Genomic DNA, 26932 nt, shown 5'->3' with positions numbered 1-26932 from the left:
ACGGATCTGATGCAGTCAAATGTCTGACCCCCTCTACGCAGCCCGCCTCGGCGACGCCCTTTCCCACACCTCGATGATGGCGGACATCCTCGGGGGTGTGCTTGAAGTTGCGGCCAACGTTGCAATCACTGCCCTCGCCACTGCGGCGGTCGTGGCCGCGACGGGCATCACCGTAGCCACCGGCGGACTCGGCGCTTGCGTGCTGGGGGTCGTGGTCGGCGTGGTGGTCGGCGTGGCGATGAGCAAGACCGGGGCGGACAAAGGGCTAAGCGAGTTATGCGAGGACATCGGCAATGGCCTGTTCCCGCCGACGGTACAGGCCAACATCCTCACCGGATCGACCAACACCTTCATCAACGGGATTCCCGCTGCGCGCGCCGCGGGTGCTGTGCCGTCCGACCTTGAAGCCAGCGGTACGCCCGAGACTGCGGAGCCCGCTGCCGAACCCACCTATCTGGACATGACCAAGGGGTTCTTCGCCCAAATGTGGCGCCCCACAGTGGCCGTTCCCGCGCCGGGCGTCGTGCCCAAACCGCTGGACTTGGTGCTTTGCACACGGCACCCGCCCATGCCGCCGCAGTTTCTTGCCGAAGGGTCGGACAAGGTCACCATCAACGGGCAACCAGCCGTTCGCAGTGGCGACCGCAGCACGTGTGATGCCACTGTCGTTTCGTCCGGATTGATCTCACCCAACGTGCGCATTGGCGGCGGCAAGGTGGTGGTGCGGGAAATTCGCAGCGGCAAGACGCCGGGTATTGGCCTGGCGATCGCGGCGTTGATGATGCTCAAGGGCGGCAAGGGCAAATTTGTCAGCAATCTGCCGTGCATGCTGCTGGCCGGTGCGACATCGTTTGTCACCAGCATGGCCGTCAGCGCCCTGACTCGCGCCAGCAGCGGCGCGCCAAACCCGGTTCACGCCGCCACCGGCGCCAAGGTGCTGGGTGGCGAAGACGAGCTGGACGCCGTCCTGCCTGCCTTGCTGCCCATCCACTGGCAACGCGTCTACAACAGTCGAGACGAACGAATCGACGGGCTGTTCGGCGTGGGCTGGAACGTTCGCTTTGAGGTTAGCGTCGAGCTTGAGCCTCATCCCGATGGCGGCCAGTGCCTGATTTACACCGACGAGCAAGGCCGACGCATCGACATGGGCTTGATCCCATTGGGTGGCGCGGTATTCAGCGCCGGTGAAGGGTTGAGCGTGAGGCGCCACGGCAACGGCCAGCTGTTGATCGAAAGCGAGGACGGCCTGTACCGACTGTTTGAACCGACGCCCTCGACCCCGGCCCGTCTTCGATTGACGCAACTGGGCGACCGCAACGACAACCGCATTTACCTCGACTATGACGACGCGGGACGCCTGACCCAACTGCGCGACACGTTCGAGCAGCCTCGTCTGGTGCTGGGTTATTCAGCGACTCACCCTCGCCGCGTCGCGCGTATTGAGCGGGTGATCCCCCACGAAGCGCGGGAACTGCTGGCGTCCTACGACTACGACGCGCACGGTCAACTGATCGAGGTTCGCAATGCGTCGGGCACTGCGCTACGCCGTTTCGCTTACGACGAAGGCTTGCGCATGTGCGAGCACCAACTCGCGGCCGGTCTGCGCTGTTTCTACCAGTGGGCATGCGTAGACGGCGAGTGGCGGGTGGCGCATCACTGGACGGATCAGGGCGATGAGTACCGCTTCGATTACGACGTGGCAGCGGGCGTGACGCGCATCACCGACAACCTGAACCGGGTCAGCACGCGCTGCTGGAACGCGCAGCATCAAATCACTGAATACCGCGACAACCTGGGCCACCTCTGGCGCTTCGAATGGAACGACGAACGCCAGTTGTTGAGCGCCACTGATCCGCAGAACGGCCGGTGGGAGTACGGCTATGACGAGGCGGGAAATCTGTGCTCCACCCTTGATCCGCTAGGGCGCAGGGAATCGACGGTGTGGCTGGAACACTGGGCGTTGCCGCTGGCCGAAACCGACAGCGCGGGCAGCACATGGCGTTACCGCTACGATCAGCGCGGCAACCGGACAGAGGAAGTCGACCCTTCGGGGCACGCGACCCGTTATCGACACGACGCGCTCGGAAGGGTGGTCGAGATCATCGATACCAGCGGCAGGAGCAAGACGCTGCGCTGGAACGACTTCGGACAATTGCTCGAACTCATCGACTGCTCCGGCTACCCGACCCGCTATCAGTACGACGCACGTGGACAGTTGACCAGCATCACCGACGCCCTCGGCGAGCGAACGCAACTGACCTACGACGCTCAGGGGCATCTGAACCACTGCACACTCGCGGACGGCCGCACTCAGCAATACCAACGCAGTGCCAGCGGCCAGCTCATCGGTTATCTCGACCCGGCTGGGCATCTGAGCCAGTACCACTACGACAGGCGCGGCACCATTCGCCAACGTGTCGATGCACAGGGTCGGCGACTCGACTTTGAGCACGACGCGTTTGGTCGGTTGAACGTTCTGACCAACGAAAACGGCGAACATTATCGCTTCACCTGGGACGCCAATGACCGTCTGACCGAGCAGCTCGATCTGGACGGCAGCGCCCGTCGCTACCGCTACGACGCATTGGGTAACGTCACGCAGGTCGCCTATTGGCCCGCTCCGTTTGGGGAGGGCCTGGCGCTGGTACCCGAATCTCCGCCCGCGCCCATCGTGCACGAGCTTGAGCGGGATTCGGTGGGGCGGCTGATCGCGAAAGTGACTGATGACGGTCGCACCGAATACCAGTACAACGCGCGTGACCAGATATGTTCGGCCAGCTTCACGGACACTGATGGCGTGCGACAGTCCCTCAACTTTGCCTACAACGCTTCAGGACGGCTGCTGCAAGAGCAGAATGACGCGGGCTCTCTGACCCACGTTTACGACGAGCTGGGAAACCTGGCGCAAACGCAACTGCCCGATGGCCGCTGGTTGAATCGCCTACATTACGGCAGCGGTCACCTACACCAGATCAACCTGGACGGCGTCGTCATCAGCGACTTCGAGCGCGACCGCTTGCATCGCGAAGTGCTGCGCACCCAAGGCCAAAGCACGATGTATCAACGCTACGACCGCACCGGGCGTCTGCACACACGCCTGCGTCGGCGCAGCGATCAGCCCGCGCAATTGCCCGCGCCCGACCAGCAGCATTTCGAGTACGACCCCGGCAACAACCTGGTGGGCGAGACCGAACGGCAAGCCGGTCAGGATCATCGCCAGTTGCTGCATTACGACGCTACAGGCCGCATTCTGGCCAGTCAGGGCGCCGTTCAAGGCCAGCATGAAATCTTTGCGTATGACCCGGCCGCCAACCTGCTCGATGCCACGCAATCGGGCAGTCGCCATGTGCTGCATAACAGACTGCTCACCTATCAGGACAAGCGTTATCGCTACGACGCCTTTGGCCGAATGGTCGAAAAACGCAGCGGCTCAGCGCGGGTGCAGCGTTTCAGCTACGACGCCGAGCATCGATTGACAGAGGTCCGCACGCGCGACGGTGTGCGTGAAACGATCGTGCACATGCAGTACGACCCATTGGGGCGGCGCATCGCCAAGGTCGAGCGAAACGCCCAAGGCACCCTGCTGGGAGAAACGCGGTTTGTCTGGGACGGCTTGCGCCTGCTGCAAGAACACAAGCACGGGCTGAGCAGCCTGTATGTCTACGCTGACAACGGCCAAGAGCCGTTGGCGCGCGTGGACGGGACAGGCGCTCAACAACGCATTCGTTACTACCAGAACGATCTCAACGGTTCGCCGCAACAGCTTCTGGAGCCGGATGGCACGACCCTCTGGCGCGCCCGCTATCGAACCTGGGGCAACACCGTTGAAGAGGTCCGTGAGGCGCATTTTCTGGAAGAGCAGAATCTGCGGTTTCAGGGGCAATATCTGGATCGTGAAACGGGCCTGCACTACAACACCTTTCGGTTTTATGACCCAGACATCGGGCGCTTCACGACCAAGGACCCGATTGGCCTCCAGGGTGGTTTCAACCTCTATGCCTATGCCCCGAACCCCATCACGTACATTGACCCGCTGGGCCTTAGCACTGCGCTCGTCCCCTACTGGCCGCCAAACCGGGGCGCTCTGGGCCCTATCGACAACATCACGCTACAACCGGGCACGATCATCGACCGTTACGGCTATCCGGGCGGGACATTCACGTCGCCGGTGGGCATTCCTTACACCATGCGCGCACTGCCGCCGGGCACGAACCTCAAGCCCTACACGGTTTATGAGGTCATGAAGCCGATTCCTAACGTATCCTCCAGCAAGATCGCGCCGTGGTTCGGCGAGTTGGGTTACGGACAGCAATTCGAGCTTGAGAAATCAGTCCAGTCGTACCTCGACTCCGGACATTTGAGAGAAGTCAAAAAAGGAGGCAAATGTGGATCGCCTTGAGTTGGGCCAACAGCTGAAAGCCCTGAACGCCCCCGCCGACAGTTACGCCATCGGCGACGTCCGCGATGAAGCGCTGTGTCTGATCGAAGAGGGCGGGGTATGGAAGATTTTCTACAGCGAACGGGGCCTCCGGACTGAGGAGCAGTCGTTCGACCGGGAGGACGTCGCGTGCGAGGCATTTCTGCAACGCTTGAAGCGGATGCTGGGGATGGGCTGAATCGTGAGGGTTGGATCAGGATCAGCGTGCGCAGTCTGCCCTTGATTCCCCTGTTTCAAAACCGTACTAAACACCCTGTTTAAAATCGCGTAGTTACAGCAGTTCTTTCATTTTTTATTTCGGCAATGTATCCACTTATAGAGCAATGGATACATTGATTCGACGACACTCGCGTCTGCGTAAATTATTTGCAAAGTTTACCCTGTCCGTTTCTAACTGCCTGTAGTCTGAACATCGCTTCATCCCCAGCTACAGGTCACTCCCTATGAATCATTTACTGTGGAAGTTATTTCCAAAGACCCAGCGTGAGTTTTTGTTAGAGCGGCTCTCCGTCGTGGACCGTCAGGTGGTGAACAAGACGCTGTCGCGAAAGGCCCGGTTTCCCGAGGCCTTCGACCATTTTGAGTGCATTTTCATTCACGTGCCCAAGTGCGCGGGCAGCAGCGTGGCGATGTCGATCTTTGGCGATACGCCGACCGGTCATTTGCCGTTGTATTGGTACGAGAAGCAATTCAAAGAGCGTTATGAGCAGTATTTCAAGTTTGGCTTTGTACGTGATCCATTACATAGAGCATTGTCGGCTTATCGTTATTTATTGCAAAACCCGCAGCCGCGAGACAGGGCGGCTTTCGAACTGGTCAGCCGTTATTCTCGGTTCGATACGTTCGTCGATGGCTGGTTGCACGCAGAGAATGTGTCGAAGCAAATACACTTCGCGCCTCAATATCATTTTCTGCAAAACGGCATGGGGCAGATTGCAGTGGATTTCATCGGGCGGCAGGAGCATCTGGAGTCAGACTTCACAGCACTGTGCGAACACCTCGGGATCAGCGTCCCGTTGCGCCATCTCAATCGCTCGCCTGGTGCCCACTATCGAACGAACGGTTTGTGTTCCGATGCCTCGCGCAAGCGTATCCGAGAGGTGTACGCCCGCGACTATGAGCTGTTTTCCTATGACTGACGTCCGTTACGAATCCCGCCCGCTGATCATCGATGCACCGCTCGCGGTCAGACAACAGGAGCGTGAGTCGCTCAAGCAGCAACGTGCCTGTTGCATCTGGTTTACCGGGCTGTCGGGCGCGGGGAAGACCACGCTGGGCAATCATTTGGATCAGACGCTGGTGGCGCACGGGCTGCACAGCTACCTGCTCGACGGCGACCGGTTGCGCAAGGGGCTGTGCCAGGACCTTGGCATGAGCGAAGAGGGTCGGAGAGAAAATGTCCGTCGCATTGGTGAGGTCGCCAAGTTGATGGTGGACGCGGGCTTGATCGTGATCGTGTCGGCGATCTCGCCATATCGCGAAGACCGCGATGCCTGCCGACGTCATTTTGCCGAAGGGCAATTCATTGAGGTGCATGTCAGTACGTCGTTGCTCGAGTGCATGCGACGGGATGCCAAGGGGCTGTATCGGGCAGTGCGCGAGGGAAAGATCCGCAATTTCACCGGGATCGACAGCCCGTACGAACCGCCGATTGAACCAGAGTATGTGGTGGACACCCGCGTGGATTCTGGCGCCCTGTTCATTGATCAGTTGCTGTCGCAGTTGCTGGAGACGCGACCGAGGGGCGGTGCTTACCCAGCATTTACAAGTTCGCGTGCGCTGTAGCGTCAGTTATCCGCTGGACGACTGGACTATCGCTTCGCTGCCGTCGTACCTCCGGCGTCTTCCACAGGATTTGATGCACGCCGAAGCGTTGCGACTGACATCAAATCCGGGATGCGGGTCGACCCCAGAAAAGGCGGCCGACGCTTAACCTGTGGGAGCTGCCGGAGCTGTGCGACGGCCGCGAAAGCGGCCTGTCAGGCAACGAGAAATCAATACCCGCGATTGAACATCACCACCTTGCCCATCATCGCGGCGGCGAATTGTTGAGCGGTCATTTTTTCGCCATTGAAGTCTACGACGTCGTCGGCGTAGTGCAGGTTGGACACGATGTTGTCGCCCTCGACCTTGCCCACTTGCAGCATGATCGCCATGCCGCCCACCGTTTCAGCGGCGCCCTGCGCCTGTTGCGCGATGGCGGCCGGGTCAGTCAGGCCGGCCGACTGCGCTTGCAGCGAAGCGAGGTCACGGATCATCGGTTTGGACAGCACCAGCTTGGCGTCGGCCTGGGTCAGCAATTGTTTAAGCAACGCAGCGCCTGGCTGGTCGAAGGACGTCGGGTTCCCCAAGTCCATCATCAGGCTGAAATGGCTCTCGCCATTGGCCGTCTTCAACGACAGTTTTTCCAGCTCGATATGGGGTTTGGCGGCCAGCATTTTGCCGACTTCCGCTTGCACCAGCGCCTGATCCGCCGCGCTCAATTGCGGGGTGTAGGACTCGCCCATCGCAGCAGCCGCCTGGGCTTGCGGCTGGATTTTGTCCTTGTAGATCTGCAGCAGGTTCTTGGTGGAGGCGATGTCGAAGTTGGCGAATTTCCACAGCATCTGCGACGAGCCGATGGCTTTGCCCGCGACGCTGATGTTGCCGATGTCGTAGCTCACTTGCGCGTTCAGGCTGCCTTCGACTTCCTGCAACAGGCTGGTGTTGACGAAATCCTTGAACTGGATCGGAGGCTGGCCAGCGGCCTGGAACGTGGCCGAGGACACCTTCGCGTCGCTGTGACCCAGATAGAAGCCGGACTTGCCTTTGGTGCCGCCCGTGTTGAAGGTCACGTCGTTGAGGGTCAAGTGAACCGGGCCCTCTTCGGAGGTCGCGGTCACGTCCAGGCTACCCAGCACGCCGTTGGCTTCGAGCTTTTCGCCGTCGGCGGTGCCCGACGCGTTCAGGGTGAAACCGGAGAATTTGAACGAGCCGTTCTGATCGTCGAACTGGAACGGCAGGAAGTCGATCCGGCCCTGCCCGGCGCGGTCGTAACCCACGCTGAAATGGGCGGTCAGCGGCGGTTGGCCGTTGGTCATGGCGAACCATTTCTCGGAGAAGACGTTCTTTTCCAGTTCAGTGTTGCTGGCGGCCATGACCGGCACCAGATTCAACGATTTCACGCGGCTCCAGGGGAACGGCCCGTGTTCGATGTTATCCACAAACAGCAACTCGATGGGCGCGCCTTCATTGAGCCTGGGATTCTGGATCGTGAACTTGTAATGGGCGGTGCTGGTGAAAAAATGCCGATCCAGCGACAGCAGCTGCACGCTCGCGCTGCCTTCGTGGCCCGCAAAGGCAGTCTGGATCTGTTGATTGCCCTGCTGAACGGCATCGCCGAGCTCGCCTTCGAGGCGGGTGCCCGTGTACCAGGCGCCAGCGGTGATGAGAGCGCCTGCGACTATGACCACGCCTACGGCAATGTTGACTGATTTTTTCATGTGTCGACTCGAAGATGTCCGTTCTTGAAGAGAGGTGATGTCGTCCCTGACCCCGGAGGGTTCCGGCGCCACAACAGGGGCGCCGAGCAGCACCTTGCGCTGCCCAGAGCCCGGCGAGAGTAGCACCTGACGAGGTCATTTTGCAGCCGTTGCGCCTAGCCACGGCCTTTGCCGAGGCGTTAGGCTGGGCGTCACTCTGCAAACGGGATCGATGAAATGAGCAACGTGCAAACGCCGAAGGGGCCGATCAAGGCCGTGATTTTCGACATGGATGGCCTGTTGCTGGACACCGAGGGCATCTACACCGAAGTCACTGACACCATCGCCAAATGGCATGGCAAGACGTTCGACTGGGCGGTGAAGCAGCACTCCATCGGCCGTGGCTCGCAGGATTTCGCCGAGTATGTGATCAGCGCGCTGCAACTGCCGATGACCGCCGAGGAATTTCTCACGGTTCGTCAGCCAATGCTCGACGAGCGCTTCCCTCACGCAACGCCGATGCCGGGTGCCGAAGCGCTGGTGCGTCATCTCGCCGAGCACAATATTCCGATTGCCGTGGGCACCAGTTCGTCGCTGCACTATTTCAAGGTGAAGACGGATAATCATGGCGCGTGGTTCGAGCTGTTCCGCCACGTGGTGACCGCTGACCATCAGGACGTCAAGGCCGCCAAACCGGCGCCGGATATCTTCCTGACGGCTGCCCGGTTGTTGGGCGTCGATCCGAAAGACTGCCTGGTGTTCGAAGATTCGCCGTTTGGCGTGACCGCTGCCAAGACAGCCGGAATGTACGCAGTGGCTGTCCCGGATTCGCACATGCCAGTGGCGCAATACGCCCATGCGGACCTGATACTGGGGTCGCTGGCAGAGTTTCCGTTGGAAGATTGGGGTTTACCGGGGTATCGCCGTTAAGGCATACGCTTTTGCATCTCGGGTGTGTCAGCCAGCGCCTTAAACCACCCGCTTCAAATCCACCCCCAACGCCTGCGCAAACGCCTTGACCAGCGGGCTTCTCGGGGCGTTTTGGCGGAGGATGAGGTTGAAGGGGGTGCGCAGGTGAATGAGGTCGGGACGCAGTGCGCGGAGCTTGCCGTCGCGGATCAGATTGCGCGCGAAGTGTTCGGGCAGGAAACCGACGAAGCGCCCGGTGAGGATCAGCATCGCGACCGCTTCGACCTGAGAGGCCGACGCCGATTGGCTGTCGTCATTGACGAAACTGGCCTTGTCGCGGTGAATGGCATAGCGGTGGTTCACCACCTGGGAATGACGCAGGCTGTCGATGTCCAGTTCTCGGTCATCGACGTTGAACAGCGGATGCCCGACCGCGCAATATGCGTGGGACAATTCTTCATACAGCTCAAAATAATCAAACTCTTCGCGGCGCTGATACACCGGCACGAGGCCGACGCTCAATCGTCCTTCGACCACGCCCCGCTCTATTTCGTCGAGTTGCGAGGCATGGAGGCGCAGTCTTACTTTGGGCGCGTCGTCGTGCATTGTTCGAAGCGCTGCAATTAACGGCGAACTTTCATCGGACATCGTGTTGTCGATAACGCCAATACTCAGGTCGCCGATCAGTTCATTTTGTGCCGAACTAATCCGGTCGCGAAAAGTGTCCACCGAGGCAAATAGTTCGATGGCTGCCTGATAGACCAGCTTGCCCTCTTCGGTCAGATGAAAGCCTTCGCGACCGCGTGTGCAGAGGCGCATGCCGATACGAATTTCGAGGTCGGAAATTTGCTTGCTGATGGCTGCAAGCCCCACGTTCAGCTCGTTTTGCGCGGCACTGAAGCCGCCTGCCTCGACCACAGCCTGAAAAACCCGTAGGAGCTTGAAGTCCATTCCACTGAGCGATAAAGGGGGACGAATCCCCGGTTTCGGCGGCACGTTTCCAGAAGTGGAAAGTGGAGTTTCCATAATGCTTATTTACCTCGCCCGTCATATTCAACAGGCTTTGACCCACAACAAAAACATGCCCGATTGATAATAATGAACACAGAAAATGGCGATTGGCAACCATCTGCACGACGCCCTGATCAGTGACCCGGTCGCTGCAATCAGAGAATAAAACCTGACACTTCGATCAGGACTTTTAACGCGACACTGCCCCTCACTCTCAGCGAATACCCAGCCTCGGATGCGTGCCCGAACACTCGCCAATCCGCCTGAAGTGCACTCGCTGAAATCGAACATGCGCGGCCTGAACAGCTTCGGAGAGACACCATGAACCAGAATCCGGCAGAGCGTCTGCAAGCCGAGCGCAAAAAGGCCGAAAACGAGTTCGACATCACTCAGTACGAACACGTCCCGCGTCGCTACTACGGGCGCATTTTCTTCGCCACGCTGATCGTCATTGCCTTGGCGGGTCTTGCCCGGGCGTTCGCCAACGGTCAGATCGAGTGGAGCTACATCGGCCAGTTTCTGACCTCCGAAGCGATTCTTTGGGGGCTGCTCAACACCATCATCATGTCAGTGTTGGCGATGGCGCTCGGTGTGGTGATCGGCGTGATCACCGCGATCATGCGCATGTCCGCCAACCCGATTCTGCGCTACGTCGCGATCACCTACACCTGGCTGTTTCGCGGCACGCCGCTGATTCTGCAATTGCTGCTGTGGTTCAACCTGGCGCTGATCTTCCCGGTCATCGGCATTCCCGGCCTGTTTCAGCTCGATACCGTGAGCCTGATGACGCCTTTCGTGGCCGCGCTGCTGGGCCTGAGCATCAATCAGGGCGCGTACACCGCCGAGGTCGTGCGCGCGGGTCTGCTGTCGGTGGACACCGGCCAGTACGAGGCCGCGAAATCCATAGGCATGCCGCGTTTGCAGGCGCTGCGTCGGGTGATTCTGCCCCAGGCGATGCGCGTGATCATTCCGCCGGTGGGCAACGAATTCATCGGCATGGTGAAGATGACCAGCCTGGCCAGCGTCATCCAATACTCCGAGTTGCTGCACAACGCTCAGAACATTTACTACGCCAACGCCCGCGTCATGGAGCTGCTGATCGTCGCGGGTATCTGGTACCTGGCCGTGGTCACGGTGCTGTCGTTCGGTCAAAGCCGTCTGGAGCTGCGCTTTGCTCGCGGCGCCGGCAAGCGTTCGTAAGCAAGGCCAGGGAGATCAAGCATGAGAAGCATCGTCAAAGCCGTTGGCCTGAACAAATACTACGACCAGTTTCACGCCCTCAAGGACGTCAGCATCGAGGTCGAGCAGGGCGAGGTGCTGTGCATCATCGGGCCCTCGGGCTCGGGCAAGAGCACGCTGCTGCGTTGCGTCAATCAGCTGGAAAAGATCGACAAGGGCGGCCTGTGGGTCGATGGCGAGCTGGTGGGTTATCGTATCGTCGGCAACAAACTGCATGAGCTGAACGACGCGCAGATCGCCCGTCAGCGCCTGAGCACCGGCATGGTGTTCCAGCGTTTCAACCTGTTCCCGCACATGACCGCGTTGCAGAACGTGATCGAAGGCCCGATCCAGGTGCTCAAGCGTTCGCCCAAGGAAGCCAACGAAGAGGCCGTCGAACTGCTGGCTCGCGTCGGCCTTGCGGACAAGCGCCATTCCTATCCCGTCGAACTGTCCGGCGGCCAACAACAGCGCGTGGCAATCGCTCGTGCGCTGGCGATGCGGCCCAAGCTGATGCTGTTCGACGAGCCCACTTCCGCCCTCGACCCGGAGCTGGTGGGCGAAGTGTTGTCGGTGATGCGCGACCTGGCGCACAGCGGCATGACCATGATCGTCGTGACCCATGAGCTGGGCTTCGCTCGCGAAGTCTCCAACCGCATGGTGTTCATGGACGGGGGCCAGATTGTGGAGGCCGGCAGCCCGGAAGACATTCTAATAAGCCCACAAAACCCAAGAACCCAAAGCTTCATTTCTGCCGTTCGCACCTAAACCAGAACAAACGAGAACGACCATGAAAAAAATGATCCTCCCGACGTTACTCGCAGGCCTGATGGCCTCCTCCGCGGTCTTCGCTGACGTGCCCGCCAGCCTCAAGGAAAAAGGCGAAATCACCGCCGCCATCGTGCCGAACTACCCGCCGATGGACTTCAAAGACACCAGCACCAACACGCTGACCGGTCTTGACGTGGACCTCGGCAACGCGCTGGCCGAGCGTCTTGGCGTGAAAATCAAATGGCAGGAAACGGCTTTCGAACAGATGGTCAGCGGCCTGGTGACCAAGCGCTTCGACATCATTCTGTCGGGCATGACCGATACCGCCGAACGCCAGAAATCGGTGACGTTCATCGATTACTTCACCAGCGGCCCACAGCTGTACACACTCACCAAAAACACCGAGCTGAATCAGCCTGAAGACCTGTGCGGCAAGAAAGTCGGCACCAGCCGCCGCACCACCTGGCCTGCGGAAATCGCGGCGTGGAGCAAGGAAAACTGCGAGGCCAAAGGCAAACCCGCCATCGTCGTCAGCGGCTCCGAAGGCTCGGCCGATGCCCGTGCGCAACTGCGCCAAGGTCGTCTGGATGCTGCGATGCAAGGCAGCGAAACCATTCCTTACCTGATGTCGCAGGAGAAGGACACCTACAAGCCCATCGGCCTGGCGATCTCCAAGCAGTTCACCGGCCTGGGCGTGAACAAGTCCAATCCTGAGCTGGCGAAGGCGATTGCCGAAGCGATGCAAGCGATGGTCGATGACGGCACCTACGGCAAGATCCTGAAGAAGTGGGAGCTGGAACAGGGTGCAGTGGCCAAGGTCGGGATGGATCAGGGCAAATGATCGCCGCTTTGTATAGGTACGCCGACAAACTGTAGGAGTGAGCTTGCTCGCGATTGCGATCTGTCAGTCAGCATCCCTATGGCTGTTCGACCGACATCGCGAGCAAGCTCACTCCTACAGGCTCCGGGTCACGATCAAACAAGGACATAAAAACAACAGTGGCCACCTATTCCCTCGTCATCCGTCGCCTGATGGTCTGTTCGCTGACCATCGTCATGAGTCGCGCGATGACCAGCCCGTTACTCACGCTGTTTCTGAGCACCAAGCTGGGGTTGAATCAGCAGGACGTCGGGCTGTTGATGGGCATCGCGGTGTTCCTCGCGACGCTGCTGGGGCTGTACGGCGGGTACATCATCGATCGGCTGGAAAAGCGCAAGCTGCTCATTCTGGCGATGCTCTCCAGTGCCATCGGCTTCACGCTGCTGACCTTCGCCCAGAACGTTTACCTGACCACCCTGACCCTGGTGATCACCGAAACCGCCTCGGCGCTGTTCCTCATCGGCTCCAAAGCGATCATCAGCGAAAACCTCCCCATCGGTCAGCGCGCCAAGGTGTTTTCGTTGCGCTACACCTTGACCAACATCGGCTACGCCACCGGCCCCATGCTTGGCGTGCTGATTGCCGGGCAACTGCCTTTGGCGCCGTTTCTGATTGCCAGCGCCATCGCGTTCGGCAGCATGTTTCTGATGATCGGCATCCCGCCGACCGTGGCGGACAATCAAAACCAGCCGCGCAGTTTTCTCGACACCCTCGCCACGCTGAAGAGCGACCGTACGCTGATCCTGTTCACCGGCGGCAGCCTGCTCAGCACCATCGTTCACGGCCGCTACACGCTGTACCTCTCGCAGTTTCTGCTGGTCACCCACACCCCGGCGCAAGCCCTGAAAATCCTCTCTGCGGTGCTGGCCTGCAACGCGATCACGGTGATCCTGATGCAGTACCAGATCGGCCGTTTTCTCAAGCGCGAACAGCTGCCGTACTGGATTTGCCTCGGCACGGCGCTGTTCGCCGTCGGCCTGTTCGGCTTCAGCTTCGCCCAGACGACGGTGGCGTGGTGTGCGGCAATGTTCGTGTTCACGCTGGGCGAGATGATCATCTACCCCGCCGAGTACCTGTTCGTCGACACCATCGCCCCGGAACACCTGCGGGGCAGCTACCTGGGCGCACAAAACCTCGCGGCCTTCGGTGGCGCGATGAGCCCGGTGATCTGTGGTTATTTATTGATCAACTCGCCTGCGCCAACGATGTTTTACATGCTGGCGGGGCTGACGGCGGTGGGTGGAACGCTGTGCTTTTTGGCGGGGCACAATGCGAGGCTCACAACCGCTGACATCGCTCCCTGAACCAGCGGCTCGTTGCCCCTCGCCCTCATGCGAATGAATACCTGTAGGAGTGAGCTTGCTCGCGATTGCGGAGTGTCAGAAACGAATACATCAACTGGTAAATCGCGATCGCGAGCAAGCTCACTCCTACAGTGGATGGCGTACATCAGGCATTCCTGTGAAACCCGTGCGGCAATAAGCGTCTACCTCGCCGTGCCGAAATTGTCACTTTTCAAATCCGTCATAAACAGGCGAGTATGTCCGGCCTAGAGCTGTCCTTATTTCTATCTCCCTGACGAAAAGGATATCGAGCAATGAACCACCGCATTCTTGGCCAATCCGGCCTCAAGGTTTCGACACTGACGCTGGGCTCCATGATGTTCGGCGTGCAGACCAGCACCGAAGAGTCGCTGCGCATCATCGACAAGGCTTGGGATGAAGGCGTGAATTTCATCGACACCGCCAACGTCTACAACGCCGGTCGCTCCGAAGAAATCGTCGGTGAAGCCATTGCGTCCCGTCGCAGCGAATGGGTCTTGGCCACCAAGGTCGGCAGCAGTTCAGGCAACACTGCGCCGAACACCAGCGGTCTGAACCGCAAGCACATTTTCAATGAAATCGAATCCAGCCTGCGCCGCCTCGACACCGATTACATCGACATTCATTACCTGCACAAAGAAGACCACAGCACCCCGCTGGAAGTGACGGTTTCCGCCATTGGCGACCTGATTCGCGAGGGCAAGATCCGTTACTGGGGCGTGTCCAACTTCCGGGGTTGGCGCATCGCTGAAGTGGTCAATGTCGCCGAGCGTCTGGGCGTCGACAGACCCGTGATCAGCCAGCCGCTGTACAACATCGTCAACCGTCAGGCAGAGCTTGAGCAGATCACCGCCGCCAAGTTCTACGGTCTGGGCGTGGTCCCTTACAGCCCCTTGGCGCGCGGCGTGCTCAGCGGCAAATACGCGCCAGACGTTACGCCCGACAGCAGTACCCGTGCAGGGCGTCAGGACAAGCGCATTCTGGAAACGGAGTGGCGCACCGAGTCGCTGCACATCGCGCAGAAATTGCAGCAGTACACCAGGGATAAGGGCGTCGGCCTGGTGGAGTTCGCCATTGCCTGGGTGCTGAACAACCAGGCAGTGACCTCGGCCATCGTCGGCCCGCGCACCGAAGAACAGTGGGACAGCTACACCAAAGCGCTGAGCGTGAAGATCACGGCGGAAGATGAGGCGTTCATCGATTCGCTGGTCACGCCGGGTCATGCTTCGACGCCGGGGTTCAATGATGTGCAGCACTTCGTGACGGGTCGGTATCTGTAACTCCTCCGGCTTTCTGAATCCCTGTGGGAGCACATTCATTCTGGGCGGCATCCCGACGAAAATGTGTACAGGCGACGCATTCATGTCGACTGAGCACGCCTCTCGCGAATGAATTCGCTCCTACAGTTTGTTAGGCGAGCTCTGGTCGAGCGCCTCATTCCCAAGGCGCAGGATCACCAAACAACTGCCCCTGCACCCCCTGAATTCCCATCTCCCGCAGCACGACAAACTCCCCTTCCGTCTCCACCCGCTCGGCAATCAGCGGCAGATCGATGCTGTGCGCCGCCCGTTGAATCGCCTCGATGAACAACCGTTTGTGCCGCTCTTGATCAATGGCCCGAATGTAGCTGCCATCGATTTTCAGGTAGGCCAATCCCAGGCTCGACAGGTTGCCAATCATGCTGAACCGCCCACCAAAGTGCTGCAGCGCCAACGAATAGCCCAAATCCTTGAGACGGCGAGTCAGTGCTTCAAGGGCCTGCTGATCAGGCACCTGCTCCTCACCGATTTCCAGAATCAATCGAGGGGCCAGATGCGCGTGGCGCTTGAGCAGGTCCATGACCTCGTTCAACGCGCCCGCGTCGGAAAGCGTCGCAGCGGACAGGTTCAGCGCCAGCTTCTGGTCATGTCGAGGGAGCTGGTCGAAGACCGTTTCGAGCATCACCCGGTCGTGCCGCGCCGACCAGCCGAAGCGCTCGATCCACGGCAGGAATCGCCCGGCGGGCAGGGTCTGCGATTCGTCGTCGATCACCCGCGACAACACCTTGAAATGCAGCACGCGGCTCACGTCGCGGGCGTCCATCACCGGCTGGAAAAACAGCTGAAAGCGGCGTTCGGTCAGGGCTTGATCCAGCAACTCATACCAGGCGTGGTGATCGTCCTCCAGACTCTCGACCGCGCTGTGCTCGATGCAGTACCAGATGCAATCAGTCTGGGTTTCGGCCTGGGACAGCGCCTGATCACCAAGGCCCAGCAAGGTCTGCGCAGAATCGCCAGGGCTGTACGGCGCCAGGCCGATATACGCAGCGGGGCTAACGTCCGACGCGCCGGTGCCAGCCAGGCTGCACAACGCCGTTTCCAGTTCATAGGCCAATTGCAGCGCTTCTTCCTTCACCAGCCCCGGCGCCAGCACGGCAAACTCGCCCCCGCGAATCCGGCTGATCAGCTGCCGCGCTTCGGCATGATTGAAACACTGGCGCACCAGCACATCACTGACGGCCACCAGCAGCGCATCGGCTTTCTGGCTGCCCAAGCGCTCGTTGAGCCCTGTCAGGTCGTTGACCCGCATCAGCAGCAGATAGCCCGAGCGGGCGTCCTCGACCTGACTGACGTGCGCGTGCAAACGCATGTCGAAATAGCGGCGGTTGGCGAGCCCCGTCAGGCTGTCTTCGTAGGATTCCATGCGCAGTTTTTCGGTGCGCTCGGCCTGTTCGAGAAACAGCGCTTTGAGCTTGTCGACCATCTGGTTCATGGCCTGCACCACCCTGCGCAGCTCAGGGGTCATTGGCAGTTGCGGCACGCTGAGAAATTCGCGGCGGCCAATCGCCTGAGACTGCTCGACCAGATAATCCAGCGGCCTGAGCTGACGCAGCAGCAGCCACGCCCCCAACAGAAAACTCACCACCCCACACAGCAACAACCAGCCTAGATTGCCCAGCGCGGACTGCCATAGCTTGCCGATGGCGAACATGGGATGGCTGACCACTTCAACCCGGGCCGCAGGCCGCCAGCCACGGCTGACAATTGCGCTGGCTCCTGCGGGCTGCAAGGCGATCAGTTCGATGAACCAGTCCGGCGCGGTCGCTGCAGGCACGGCGCTGCGCTCGACGAGGATTTTGCCCGTTGCAGGGTTTACCACGCGAATTCGCGCGTAATAGCCGCTATCGAAGATTGAGCTGACCATCAGGTCCATCATCGTCGGGTCATCCACCGACGGTGTCAGGGACAGCGCCAACGCCGTGGCTGCGTCTTGTGCGTGGGAGCGCAGTTGGTTCACGTATTGGTCGCGGGAGCTTTCCAGGCTGACCATGAAGCCGCCACTGAACGCGACAAGCATGAACACGCAGATGGCGAGCAACAGCTGTTTGAACAGGGTCATGGGCGATTCCTTGTTCTGTCGAATGGATCAGGGCGTGTTGCCCTCGACCGGAAAACCTTCGGCTTTCATCTTGTTCAACACGTCCTGCCAGCGGGACAGCTGTTTGATATCCCCCGCGATACTGTTGCTCCCTATGGTGGCGTCCGTGGCATCCGGCAACCAAACGCCCTCACCGTTGAAGGCATACACCGGCAGCAGGTCCTTGCGTGCGTCGGCCGGTTCGAGGCTGTCGGTCAGGCTGTCGAGCACGATCGGCTCGCCATCCCCGTCCGGGTAATACGTGAGCACCATATGCGGGCGCTCGGGGTTGAGGACCTTGACGTACGTGATCAGCAGCTTGTCGGCGGGCAAACCCCATTGCCGCAGGCTGAAATACTTGGCAATGGCGAAATCCTCACAGTCGCCAGCGCCCTTCCACAGCGCCTCGACAGGCGTGGCCCAATAATCGTCGACGCCCCATAAATCGATGTCTTCGACGTAATGCAGCTCCCTATTGAAGAAGAGGTTGACCCGCTGCAGCAGCTCCAGGTCGGTGGCAGGCCTGCGCCCATCGAGCATCGCCCGCCATTCATCGACCCGGTGGCGCCCCTCTATCGAAGCGCCATACAGCGCAGTCGCCCGGCGGGTGATCAGCGAGAAATCCCAGTCGGTACTCGCCAGACTCGCCAACACGACACCCGTCAGCAGAATCTGACAAAGCGTGCGTAGAGGGCGGTCGAGGACGAATCGGATCGCCAAGGCAGTCAGTCCATGGGATCGACCGGAGGTACTCGCTGTCGAGCCTCCAACCGAGGAAAATAATGGCATCTGGCGATCATTGCCTTGCGATTCAACGACTTCGATCGACTGCTGGCATGCGCGTGGAAATGCCTTGTCCAGGCGACCGTTTTCCGACGCCCCGTGTCGATGTCAGGATAGATCACCGTACGCACATGAATGTCAGAAAGCCTTGTAGAATGCGGGCCGCCTCGGCCGAGTCAAAGACTTTGCAAAGTTTGACAACGCCAGACACGGCCTCTAGTGTTCCATTGGATCCAATGCCCGATCAGTGAAGAAGAAATAACGATGCGCAGGACAGAGAAAGAGCAGTTTCTCCGAGAAATTCTAGGGAATGAACAACCGCCCGCGCACATGGCGCGCGCCGTTATTGAAGCGAAACTGCGTAGCGCGATTCTCGATGGCCGCTTGCCAGCCGGGATTGCCTTGCGCCAGCAGGAGCTGGCCACACTGTTCGGTGTCAGCCGTATGCCTGTACGTGAAGCGTTGCGCCAGCTTGAGGCTCAATCGCTACTGCGCGTCGAAACCCATAAAGGCGCCGTCGTTGCACCACTGATCAATGAGGACGCGACCGACGCCTACGCGCTGCGCATTTTGTTGGAGTCTGAAGCCCTGCGGCAGTCGATTCCGCTCCTCACCGCCCAGGACATTGCAACTGCCCGGGACTTCATCGAACAGCTTGAAGTTGAAACCGACTACACGCGGATCGGCACGCTCAACCGAATGTTCCACATGACGCTCTATTCCCGTGCGTCCAACAAACGCCTGCTCAAGCTGGTCGAGGACGGGCTGAACGAGGAAGAACGTTTTCTGCGTTTCAACCTCAAGTACATGGGGCTGGGCAAGCTGTCCCAGCACGATCACCTGGAACTGTTGCAGATGGCTGAGGCTGGCGCCATCGAGTCGACCGTCAGCGCCCTCGCACACCACTTGAACCGTGGCGTCGAAGCCATCAACGGATATCTGAAAAGCCGTCCAGCGGAAGTCGCCAACTCCGCCCCGGCGTCAAGGAAGCGCGCCCTCGTTGAGTGAGGTTTCAAAGACCGTGGATAGCGACTGTGCACGGTCCAGCATTCGCACCCCTGCCTGTGTTCGCCGCAAGCGAGCAGACGAGGCATGGGGCTGATCGAGCATCGTAATGTGCGATGCCAGCGCCGAAGGACCCGGCCCCACGGTTATCAGTAGCCCGCGCTTGCAGGCTTGGGAAAACCTGAGTGTACGCCGAGAAAAACAAATGGCTGATGGTTGTCAATTCCGGGCAACCCATCAAAACACGCCTGATCTGCTTTCCCCATGCGGGCGGCGATCCAGAGCAATTTCGTGACTGGTCGGAGGGCCTGGCGGATCACATCGAACTGGTCACCCTCCGTCTGCCGGGGCACGGCAGCCGCCTCAAGGAAACGCCGTACGATCAATGGGCGCCCTTGCTTGAAGACGCCTTTCTTGCGTTAGAACCTTACCTGACCGAGCCCCATGCTTTTTATGGCCACAGCTTCGGTGGCCGTGTCGCGTACGAGATGGCCCGATTAACCCAGGCACATTACCCGGACCTGACACGCCACCTGTTCATTTCCGGCTGCCGCAGTCCTGACAGCCAGCAGCCAGAGCCCTATCTGCACACGCTCCCCAAAAACGACTTCATCGACGCGTTGATCAAGCTCGGCGTAGCGCCAGACTCGATCCTGCACGACAAAAAACTCATGCGCCTCTTTGAACCGGTGATGCGCAGCGACCTTAAGCTCTCGGAATTGTGGTCGCATTGTCCCGACGGCGGGCTGAACATCCCGTTGACCGCCCTCTACGGCAGCGATGATCCGGTCGATACCGCCGTCAGCATGATGAACTGGCGCGCCTTCACCCGCCGCGAATTCGAGCTCATCGAAGTCTGTGGCCGTCATGACTTTCTAAAATCGCAGCGCCACCGCCTGCTGCACATCATCAATACACACCTGGGATTGCTGGGGGCGTGATCGTATTCACGCCCTTCCTGCCTGCATAAACCCCCTCTCCTCACGCTTGTAATTCTCTCTGCGTTAACGCAGCACTTTGCTGTGTTTCAGGCAAACTCGGCTCAAGAACACGCCTACAGTCGGTTTCGTAAACGCGATTCTCATGGAGCAACGAAAGGAGTTGTGCACAGGGCGGAGACGTAATGACGGACTTCTATCAACGTCGCCCACAAAATTCTTCCTAACCGATTATTCAGTGTAAGAGCAACGCTGAACGAGGCATTCGTTCATTATTATCGATTCTGACTCTATTGAGCTGGAAGGGTTGCTTGCATCCAAATAAAACATTGAGCGCGTGTTTTATCAGGCCACGTCACGTTCCGTTTTTAGTGCAAGTAAATATTCTTAAAAAGTAATTGCGCCCCAATTAAAAAGTGCTTTAACGTTTTCTCGTTGCCGCTTGATCGACGCCAAAGGCATCGATTTTCAAGGGCAACAAAGCGAACAGCCCCCGCAGCCTGGGCGGCTGCCCCCAACACGCTTCACTCTTGGACGACGTTTTGTTCACGGCCCGTGCTTGCCTGTTTTTCAACTAGGCGTGAAACAAACACCGGTCACACCGGTGCAGTTTCGCACCACGCCTAGAACACAGCGTTCGAACTCACACATTTCAAGGACGTCATCATGAACATTCAAAAACAACTATTGAACCGCAAGAAATCAGAACTAAGCGCTCACCCGATATTTTCTGAAATTGATTCTCTGGATGTATTGCGACGTTTCATGGAGGCTCATGTTTTCGCGGTCTGGGACTTCATGTCACTCACCAAGCGACTGCAACAGGAGCTGACCTGTACCCGGCTTCCGTGGCTGCCGCCCAAAGACCCGAAGGCCGCTCGCCTGATCAACGAGATCGTGCTGGGCGAGGAATCAGACGATCGACTCGATCATGGCCACTACAGCCATTTCGAGCTGTATCTGGATGCCATGCGCGAAGTCGGCGCCAGCACGACGCGCATTGAACGCTTCGTCGAGCTGCAAAAAGATGGCGTTCCGTACGAAGCAGCGCTGAACCGCGTTAACGCAGGTAGCGCCGAAGCAGGTTTCGTGCGGGACACCCTCGACATCGCCCTGAATGCACCCGCTCACAGCGTCGCCGCTGCCTTCCTGCATGGCCGTGAAAGCGTCATCCCGCAGATGTTCCAACGCATCCTCGACGACTGGGGCATCACGGCCAACCAGGCGCCGACCTTCCGCTACTACCTGGAGCGCCACATCGAAGTCGATTCGGAAGACCACGGTCCGGCTGCGGAATCACTGCTGGCCCGCCTGGTCGATGGCGACGAGCAACGCGAGCAGCAAGTCTACGAAGCCGCCATCGCGGCCGTGGAAAGCCGCATCGCGCTGTGGGATGCCCTGCGCGTGAGCATGCGCGAACCGGCGTTGGAGGTCAGTGCATGAGCCTGTCGCAGCACCTCGAATCCCCTTCAGCCCACACAAGGACGACATCATGAAAGCCGAAGACTATTTATCCTTTGCCGATGCCTGGGAAGGCCGTGCGACGATCCGCACCCGCCCGCGCCGCATCGTCGAAAACGACGAAAAACTCATCTATCCCCTGAGCCGCCAGCCGTTGGTGCTCAGCGACACCTTCACCCGCGAATGCTCGCACCTCCGAGATTTTGCGCTCATCCAGAGCCTGTACAAGTTCATCAACGACGTGGTGATCTTCGAGACTGAAATCGTCGACAAGACCGCTCGCAGCATCGCCAAGGACAACTTCGCGATCCGCTTCCCGTTCGCCTGCCGCTACGACGCCATGACCGTGGTGGTCGATGAGGACTACCACGCGCTGGTCGCCATGGACTTCATGCAGCAGACCATCGCCCTGACCGGTATTCAGCCGATCCATCTGCCGCTGGAAATCGAATTGAGCCGAGCGATTCCCGCTGCACTGGCCCTCGCGCCTGACCCTCTGCGCAGCGCCGTAGAACTGATCTGCGTGGCCATCGCCGAGAACACCGTGACCAATGATGTCGCGGCGTTCGCCAAGGACGACACGGTCAAGCAATCGATCAAGGGGCTGATGGCCGATCACTTGCTCGACGAAGGCCGGCATTCCGGGTTCTGGGCGCGCCTGGTGCGCATCTATTGGAATGCCGCGCCCGAAGAAGACCGCCAGACCATCGCACAGATCATGCCGGTGTTCATTGCTCAATATTTGACCAACGACATTCAGAAATCCTTTGATTTCGTGTTGATCGAGCATCTGCCGGTGTCCGAGCCGGTCAAGCAAGCCCTTCGGGACGAAACCCAGGCGATGAGCTTCCCGATCAATCGCCACCACCCGCTGGTGGGCAACATCGTGCGTTTCTTCAAGACAAGCTCAATGCTTGATTCACCCTGCGTGCAACACGCTCTGGCCGACTACTTGCCAGTGGGGGGAGTGCAATGAAACGTCTGGACATTGTGCTCATCGGCCACAGTCAGGCCCTCAACGAGCTAGGCGGGGAACTCGACAGCCATGGCCATCTGCTTCATCGAATCATTGATGCTCAGGCTTTGGAAGACAGTGAGCCGACGGGCTCATCGATGCTCATTGAGGATGGCACGCTGGATCTGGCGAGCGCGCGCCTACAAGCGTTCCAGACAAGCGTGCATCTGGGGCTTCGCGCGGGGCTGACTCCCGATGTGCAATCCGGATTGTCGCAGGTCGAATTGCTCTGCTGGTACGGGTCGGCCGTTGCGCAGCGCCTGATCGTGCGCGATACCGTGCCCACCGAGCCCTCTGGTAATGGACGCATGCTACGCGACCGTGCAGTGGCGACGTTGATCGATCATGTGGCGCTATTGGTCAGTCGTTTCTCCCGTGATCCCGAACATTTCGAGCGAGGTGTACGGATCGAACCGCCCCAAAGCGAATGGCAGGAGGGCCTGCACGCGCTGGATCGGCTGGCCTTCGAGCATCGCTTCAATCGCACGGCACAGCCGCACCTGCTCGGCATTGCGCAACAGCCTTTGGTAGCGCGGCTGGACCGCGCTTTCGCTACGTTCGCTGACCGTCGAGCCTTGAGCATCGACGGCGAACACATCAGCTACGACACCCTGCGCGCTCACAGCGTGGCCATCCAGGCACTGATGCAACGGCTTTTGCCGGGTGTGTCAGGCAACGAGCCGCCGGTCATTGGCATCTGCCTGCCGAAATCAGCAGCGTTGTTTGCCGGGATTCTGGCGATTCTGGGATATGGGGCGGTCTATCTGCCGCTTGACCCCAGCCAGCCCACTCCGCGTCAGCAGTACATCCTGGAGAATGCCAAAGCGGTGCTGTTGCTGCATGACGGCCAGCACCCGCTTGCCGGACCGTGTGTGCCGGGGCTGGATATCAGCCAGATAGACGTTGCTGAATCGCCTCAATCACTGATGCGCCAGACGGTCGGCCCTGATGCGCCCTGCATGGCGCTGTACACCTCGGGCACTACCGGGCATCCGAAGGGCGTGATGCTCAGTCAGCGCAACCTGAGCCACTTCACGGCTTGGTACGCCGAATATGTCAGCCTGTCCGAGCGCAGTCGGGTGTTGCAGTTCTCGACCTTAAGCTTCGACTCCTCGGTGATCGACATCTTCCCGACGCTGCTCAGCGGCGCTGAACTGGTGGTTGCCAGTGAGGATCAGCGACGTGATCCACTGCAGTTGGTGGAGCTACTGGATCAAAACCTCAGCCACGCCTTTCTGCCGCCCGCACTGCTGAGCATTCTACCTCTTGAAAAACCGCTAAACCTTGAACACTTGTGCACCGGGGGTGATGTCTGCGAACCCTATGTCATCGAGCGTCTAGCTGCGCAGTGTCAGTTCCACAACCTATACGGCCCCACCGAGGCCACAGTGCTGATCACTGCCGGGCAATTTCAGCCAGGCAGCAGCAATCGCAACCTCGGACGCCCGATCGCCAACAGCCAGTTGCTGATTCTCGACGAGCAGATGCAGCCTGTAGCCGAGCAGACGGCGGGAGAGCTTTACATTGTCGGGCCTGGCGTGGCGTTGGGTTATATCCACAACCCGACTCTGACGGCCGAGCGTTACGTGCAGATTCCACTGGGTGACGGAAAAACCCTGCGCGCCTATCGCACCGGCGACATGGGTAAATGGACCAAGGCGGGTATCGAGCTGGCGGGGCGCCGTGACAATCAGGTGAAGATTCGGGGTTTCCGCGTCGAGCCTGAAGAGATCGAGCATTGTTTGCGCGACAGCCAGCTGTATCGCCAAGTCGCGGTGGTCGTCGATGAGCAACGTCGAATCCTGGCGTTTCTGGCCCAGCCTCATGGCGCCGAACCCGATGCTGCACGCGCCCTGTTGAAAACCCATGTAGAACGTTTGCTGCCCGATTACATGCGACCTGCGGCGTACACCGAACTGGCGATCATGCCTTTCGCCAACAACGGCAAGGTTGATCGCAAAGCGTTGCTGCAATTGCCGGTGAACATGATCGAGCAGGTGCCACGTCGCCAACCGGACACAGAGAACGAACGCCTCTTGCTGACATTGTGGGCTGATCTGCTGGAGCTGCCGCCGGGGGATATTTCTACCGAAGAAAGCTTCTTCAATCTCGGAGGACACTCGATTTTGCTGTCGCAGATGTTGTTGGGCATCCGCGAGCAGTTTGGGCGGAGTATTCCAATCAACCGCTTCATCGAAGCCCCGACCCTGATCACTCTGGCCTCGTTGATCGACAACGACGGTACGTCCTCCTGGACCGTCAGCCCGCAGGCGATCAAGGATGCAATGAGGCCACTGGATCTGCCGGTGTTACCCGTGGGCAAGCTCGGAGACGTGCACAAAGTCATCGTCACCGGTGCCAACGGCTTTCTCGGCGTGCACATCGTCGAGGCGCTGCTGGCGTGGGGCGCGACGGAGGTGGCGTGTCTGGTGCGCGAGGGCAATGGGTCGACGGCCCAGGATCGATTCGTCGAATCCTTGCGTGAAAATCGACTGGAGCATCTGGACCTGAGCCGGGTGCGTGTCTATGCCGCCGACATTACCCAACCGCAGTTGGGATTGAGCGATGAGGTGTACGAACGGCTCGACCGCGACTTTGGCGCGCTGGTGCACAACGCGGCTAACGTCAACCACGTGCAGGATTACGAAACGTTGGCCAAGGACAACGTCACGCCAATCTTTGAATGCCTGCGGTTGTGCGAAGGACGCAGCAAGAAGGTGTTCAACTTCGTCTCAACGCTGTCAGCATCGAGTGCCGTTGACGCCGATGGCAGCGTGCTGGAGGCGCCTGCTGCTGACACACCGCCGATCTACATCAAGAATGGCTACAACCTCTCCAAATGGGTCGCGGAACGCGTCCTGCAAAAGGCTCGCGAGCAGGGGGTTTGGGTCAACATCTACCGGCCGGGCAACATCGCGTTCAACAGCCTGACCGGCGTCTGCCAGCCTCACAAGAACCGCTTGATGCTCATGCTAAAGGGCTCGATGCAATTGGGACAAGTACCTGATTTCTCGATGACCTTCGACCTGATGCCCGTCGACTTCCTCGCCCGCTTCATCAGCTTTCATAGCAGCCGTTATCAGCCTGCTCGCGCCGTATTCAATCTCCACAACCCTGAACCTCTGAGTTGGAGCGGCTACGTCGATGCGTTTCGGGAAGCGGGTCGCGAATTCGAGATGGTCAGCGTGGCGCACTGGCAGACCCAGCTCAATCGGGTCGACAGCCAGAACGCGCTGTTCGGCGTGCTCGGCTTCTATCTCGACGGCTTCGAAGAGGACATCGGCGACATCTCAATGATCGCCTATCAAAACGCTCTCGCCGGCGTGCAGCGAATGGGCGAACGCTATCCGCAAAAAACCCCGGCGCTGCTGCGTAAAGGCTGCGACTACCTGAAAGAAATTGACTTCATCTAACCGCAACACCCACGTACGTAATGGAGATCGACATGAACGCAACCAACAAAATCGACGCACTGAAACCCGACACCCTGATCGCCAATCCGACTGGCACGCCTGTGGTGTCGTCAGTCCAGGTCGCAGCGCGAGCGGACGAGGTATGGCAAGTCGTTGGCGACTTCGGAGGATTCACGAAATTCATTCCGGCCCTGGGCAGCATTAAAGTGATTGGTAGCGGTGTTGGTTCGATCCGGCACAAGTGCTTCAAAGAGGGAGGGCTGGAAGTGGTCGAGCAGCTCAACTCGCGTAATGAAAAGGCGTATTCGATGACGTGGACCACGATCTATAACAATCTGGGCGTTGGAAATCTGTGGGCCTCAATGACCGTGCTGCCCGCTGGCGAAAGTAGCTGTGTTGCGACCTGGACCATCATTGCCGAGCCGGGTGAGGGGAATACAGCCAGCGCCATGGAGTTTCAGACATTCCTGCAAGGCTTCGCAGATGACGCGATGAGCAATGTGCAGAAGCTGTTTGGCTGATCTGCTCTGAATACACGGCCAGCTTCGGTTTCGCCTGAGCGTGCTTTTCGTTTGATGGCTGGGGTTCTGTTATTTGCCCCCTGAAACGACAAAACCCCATCTGCGCGAGCAGATGGGGTTTTGGAATTTAATCTTGACGATGACCTACTCTCACATGGGGAAACCCCACACTACCATCGGCGATACATCGTTTCACTTCTGAGTTCGGGATGGGATCAGGTGGTTCCAATGTTCTATGGTCGTCAAGAAATTCTGTAGCCGATCCGTTACCAGGTAACGTGTCAGCGAAAATGAGTGACCTTCACTTATAAAGACAAAACCCCATCTGCTTTCGCAAATGGGGTTCTGGAATTTAATCTTGACGATGACCTACTCTCACATGGGGAAACC

20 protein-coding genes and 1 rRNA gene are annotated in these 26932 nt (G+C 59.2%); 16 read left to right on the top strand and 5 right to left on the bottom strand.

What is annotated here, in order from left to right:
* The first annotated feature begins 19 nt into the window (after positions 1-19).
* The 4 genes from ACWKWE_RS24085 to cysC all read left to right on the top strand — a co-directional run bounded on the left by ACWKWE_RS24085 (position 20) and on the right by cysC (position 6223).
* Complete coding sequence (locus tag ACWKWE_RS24085; RefSeq protein WP_483851919.1) at positions 20-4399, top strand: RHS repeat-associated core domain-containing protein; 4380 nt, start codon at positions 20-22, stop codon at positions 4397-4399.
* Positions 4386-4616, top strand: a complete 231-nt coding sequence (locus ACWKWE_RS24080) for a hypothetical protein (RefSeq protein WP_341961236.1) — start codon at positions 4386-4388, stop codon at positions 4614-4616. Before ACWKWE_RS24085 ends, ACWKWE_RS24080 begins: the two co-directional genes overlap by 14 nt.
* Before the next feature lie 265 nt (positions 4617-4881).
* The gene (locus ACWKWE_RS24075) at positions 4882-5577 is read left to right on the top strand and encodes a sulfotransferase family 2 domain-containing protein (RefSeq protein ID WP_166595867.1); all 696 of its coding nucleotides are present in this window, start codon (positions 4882-4884) and stop codon (positions 5575-5577) included.
* Positions 5570-6223: an adenylyl-sulfate kinase gene (cysC, locus tag ACWKWE_RS24070; protein ID WP_483851918.1), complete on the top strand. Its 654-nt coding sequence runs from the start codon at positions 5570-5572 to the stop codon at positions 6221-6223. Before ACWKWE_RS24075 ends, cysC begins: the two co-directional genes overlap by 8 nt.
* A gap of 209 nt (positions 6224-6432) precedes the next feature.
* Here cysC and ACWKWE_RS24065 read toward each other — a convergent pair whose 3' ends face one another.
* Positions 6433-7920 (bottom strand): YdgA family protein, encoded by a 1488-nt coding sequence (locus ACWKWE_RS24065; RefSeq protein ID WP_483851917.1) that lies wholly within the window; start codon positions 7918-7920, stop codon positions 6433-6435.
* 216 nt (positions 7921-8136) lie between these two features.
* Here ACWKWE_RS24065 and ACWKWE_RS24060 point away from each other — a divergent pair, with 216 nt between their 5' ends.
* Positions 8137-8829, top strand: coding sequence for an HAD-IA family hydrolase (locus ACWKWE_RS24060; RefSeq protein WP_166595870.1), 693 nt, complete (start codon positions 8137-8139; stop codon positions 8827-8829).
* A 39-nt stretch (positions 8830-8868) separates the two neighbouring features.
* Here ACWKWE_RS24060 and ACWKWE_RS24055 read toward each other — a convergent pair whose 3' ends face one another.
* A complete protein-coding gene (locus tag ACWKWE_RS24055) occupies positions 8869-9834 on the bottom strand; it encodes a LysR family transcriptional regulator (RefSeq protein ID WP_483851916.1) in 966 nt (321 codons plus the stop codon).
* Between the two features lie 306 nt (positions 9835-10140).
* Here ACWKWE_RS24055 and ACWKWE_RS24050 point away from each other — a divergent pair, with 306 nt between their 5' ends.
* The 5 genes from ACWKWE_RS24050 to ACWKWE_RS24030 all read left to right on the top strand — a co-directional run bounded on the left by ACWKWE_RS24050 (position 10141) and on the right by ACWKWE_RS24030 (position 15290).
* Positions 10141-11019 carry an amino acid ABC transporter permease gene (locus ACWKWE_RS24050; RefSeq protein ID WP_166595872.1) on the top strand — a complete coding sequence of 293 codons (879 nt, stop codon included), beginning with the start codon at positions 10141-10143 and terminating at the stop codon, positions 11017-11019.
* A gap of 21 nt (positions 11020-11040) precedes the next feature.
* Positions 11041-11805 carry an amino acid ABC transporter ATP-binding protein gene (locus ACWKWE_RS24045; RefSeq protein WP_110946697.1) on the top strand — a complete coding sequence of 255 codons (765 nt, stop codon included), beginning with the start codon at positions 11041-11043 and terminating at the stop codon, positions 11803-11805.
* Positions 11806-11827: 22 nt separating this feature from the next.
* Positions 11828-12649, top strand: coding sequence for an ABC transporter substrate-binding protein (locus ACWKWE_RS24040; protein WP_166595873.1), 822 nt, complete (start codon positions 11828-11830; stop codon positions 12647-12649).
* Between the two features lie 158 nt (positions 12650-12807).
* Entirely contained in the window at positions 12808-13992 is a 1185-nt protein-coding gene (locus ACWKWE_RS24035) for an MFS transporter (RefSeq protein ID WP_483851915.1), read from the top strand.
* A gap of 293 nt (positions 13993-14285) precedes the next feature.
* The gene (locus ACWKWE_RS24030; RefSeq protein WP_483851914.1) at positions 14286-15290 is read left to right on the top strand and encodes an aldo/keto reductase; all 1005 of its coding nucleotides are present in this window, start codon (positions 14286-14288) and stop codon (positions 15288-15290) included.
* Positions 15291-15444: 154 nt separating this feature from the next.
* Here the strand turns inward: ACWKWE_RS24030 and lapD are convergent, their stop codons facing one another.
* Positions 15445-17388: a cyclic di-GMP receptor LapD gene (gene lapD / locus ACWKWE_RS24025; protein WP_483851913.1), complete on the bottom strand. Its 1944-nt coding sequence runs from the start codon at positions 17386-17388 to the stop codon at positions 15445-15447.
* A gap of 27 nt (positions 17389-17415) precedes the next feature.
* Positions 17416-18126 (bottom strand): transglutaminase-like cysteine peptidase, encoded by a 711-nt coding sequence (locus ACWKWE_RS24020; RefSeq protein ID WP_483851912.1) that lies wholly within the window; start codon positions 18124-18126, stop codon positions 17416-17418.
* 327 nt (positions 18127-18453) lie between these two features.
* Between ACWKWE_RS24020 and ACWKWE_RS24015 the strand changes: the two genes are divergently transcribed.
* From ACWKWE_RS24015 to ACWKWE_RS23990, 6 genes are all read left to right on the top strand, one after another.
* Positions 18454-19197: a GntR family transcriptional regulator gene (locus ACWKWE_RS24015; protein WP_166595878.1), complete on the top strand. Its 744-nt coding sequence runs from the start codon at positions 18454-18456 to the stop codon at positions 19195-19197.
* 182 nt (positions 19198-19379) lie between these two features.
* On the top strand, positions 19380-20135 hold the full coding sequence (locus tag ACWKWE_RS24010; protein ID WP_166595879.1) for a thioesterase II family protein: 756 nt from the start codon (positions 19380-19382) through the stop codon (positions 20133-20135).
* 663 nt (positions 20136-20798) lie between these two features.
* Complete coding sequence (locus ACWKWE_RS24005) at positions 20799-21575, top strand: DUF3050 domain-containing protein (protein WP_166595880.1); 777 nt, start codon at positions 20799-20801, stop codon at positions 21573-21575.
* A 49-nt stretch (positions 21576-21624) separates the two neighbouring features.
* Positions 21625-22569: a diiron oxygenase gene (locus tag ACWKWE_RS24000; RefSeq protein ID WP_166595881.1), complete on the top strand. Its 945-nt coding sequence runs from the start codon at positions 21625-21627 to the stop codon at positions 22567-22569.
* Positions 22566-26021, top strand: coding sequence for a non-ribosomal peptide synthetase (locus tag ACWKWE_RS23995; RefSeq protein WP_483851911.1), 3456 nt, complete (start codon positions 22566-22568; stop codon positions 26019-26021). The genes ACWKWE_RS24000 and ACWKWE_RS23995 overlap by 4 nt, the downstream gene beginning before the upstream one ends.
* A gap of 20 nt (positions 26022-26041) precedes the next feature.
* Positions 26042-26542, top strand: a complete 501-nt coding sequence (locus ACWKWE_RS23990; protein ID WP_483851910.1) for an SRPBCC family protein — start codon at positions 26042-26044, stop codon at positions 26540-26542.
* 131 nt (positions 26543-26673) lie between these two features.
* Here ACWKWE_RS23990 and rrf read toward each other — a convergent pair.
* Positions 26674-26789, bottom strand: a 5S ribosomal RNA gene (gene rrf, locus ACWKWE_RS23985).
* Positions 26790-26932: the final 143 nt, after the last annotated feature.

Source organism: Pseudomonas salicis (assembly GCF_057128705.1).
Note: the sequence above shows the minus strand (reverse complement) of the source record. Positions and strands in the feature narration are given on the sequence as shown.

Bases quoted from the DNA above. Each gene is read 5' to 3' on its own strand.
- ACWKWE_RS24085 (WP_483851919.1), top strand. From the start codon at position 20: ATGTCTGACCCCCTCTACGCAGCCCGCCTCGGCGACGCCCTTTCCCAC.
- ACWKWE_RS24075 (WP_166595867.1), top strand. From the start codon at position 4,882: ATGAATCATTTACTGTGGAAGTTATTTCCAAAGACCCAGCGTGAGTTT.
- cysC (WP_483851918.1), top strand. From the start codon at position 5,570: ATGACTGACGTCCGTTACGAATCCCGCCCGCTGATCATCGATGCACCG.
- ACWKWE_RS24065 (WP_483851917.1), bottom strand. From the start codon at position 7,920: ATGAAAAAATCAGTCAACATTGCCGTAGGCGTGGTCATAGTCGCAGGC.
- ACWKWE_RS24060 (WP_166595870.1), top strand. From the start codon at position 8,137: ATGAGCAACGTGCAAACGCCGAAGGGGCCGATCAAGGCCGTGATTTTC.
- ACWKWE_RS24055 (WP_483851916.1), bottom strand. From the start codon at position 9,834: ATGGAAACTCCACTTTCCACTTCTGGAAACGTGCCGCCGAAACCGGGG.
- ACWKWE_RS24050 (WP_166595872.1), top strand. From the start codon at position 10,141: ATGAACCAGAATCCGGCAGAGCGTCTGCAAGCCGAGCGCAAAAAGGCC.
- ACWKWE_RS24045 (WP_110946697.1), top strand. From the start codon at position 11,041: ATGAGAAGCATCGTCAAAGCCGTTGGCCTGAACAAATACTACGACCAG.
- ACWKWE_RS24040 (WP_166595873.1), top strand. From the start codon at position 11,828: ATGAAAAAAATGATCCTCCCGACGTTACTCGCAGGCCTGATGGCCTCC.
- ACWKWE_RS24030 (WP_483851914.1), top strand. From the start codon at position 14,286: ATGAACCACCGCATTCTTGGCCAATCCGGCCTCAAGGTTTCGACACTG.
- lapD (WP_483851913.1), bottom strand. From the start codon at position 17,388: ATGACCCTGTTCAAACAGCTGTTGCTCGCCATCTGCGTGTTCATGCTT.
- ACWKWE_RS24015 (WP_166595878.1), top strand. From the start codon at position 18,454: ATGCGCAGGACAGAGAAAGAGCAGTTTCTCCGAGAAATTCTAGGGAAT.
- ACWKWE_RS24005 (WP_166595880.1), top strand. From the start codon at position 20,799: ATGAACATTCAAAAACAACTATTGAACCGCAAGAAATCAGAACTAAGC.
- ACWKWE_RS24000 (WP_166595881.1), top strand. From the start codon at position 21,625: ATGAAAGCCGAAGACTATTTATCCTTTGCCGATGCCTGGGAAGGCCGT.
- ACWKWE_RS23995 (WP_483851911.1), top strand. From the start codon at position 22,566: ATGAAACGTCTGGACATTGTGCTCATCGGCCACAGTCAGGCCCTCAAC.
- ACWKWE_RS23990 (WP_483851910.1), top strand. From the start codon at position 26,042: ATGGAGATCGACATGAACGCAACCAACAAAATCGACGCACTGAAACCC.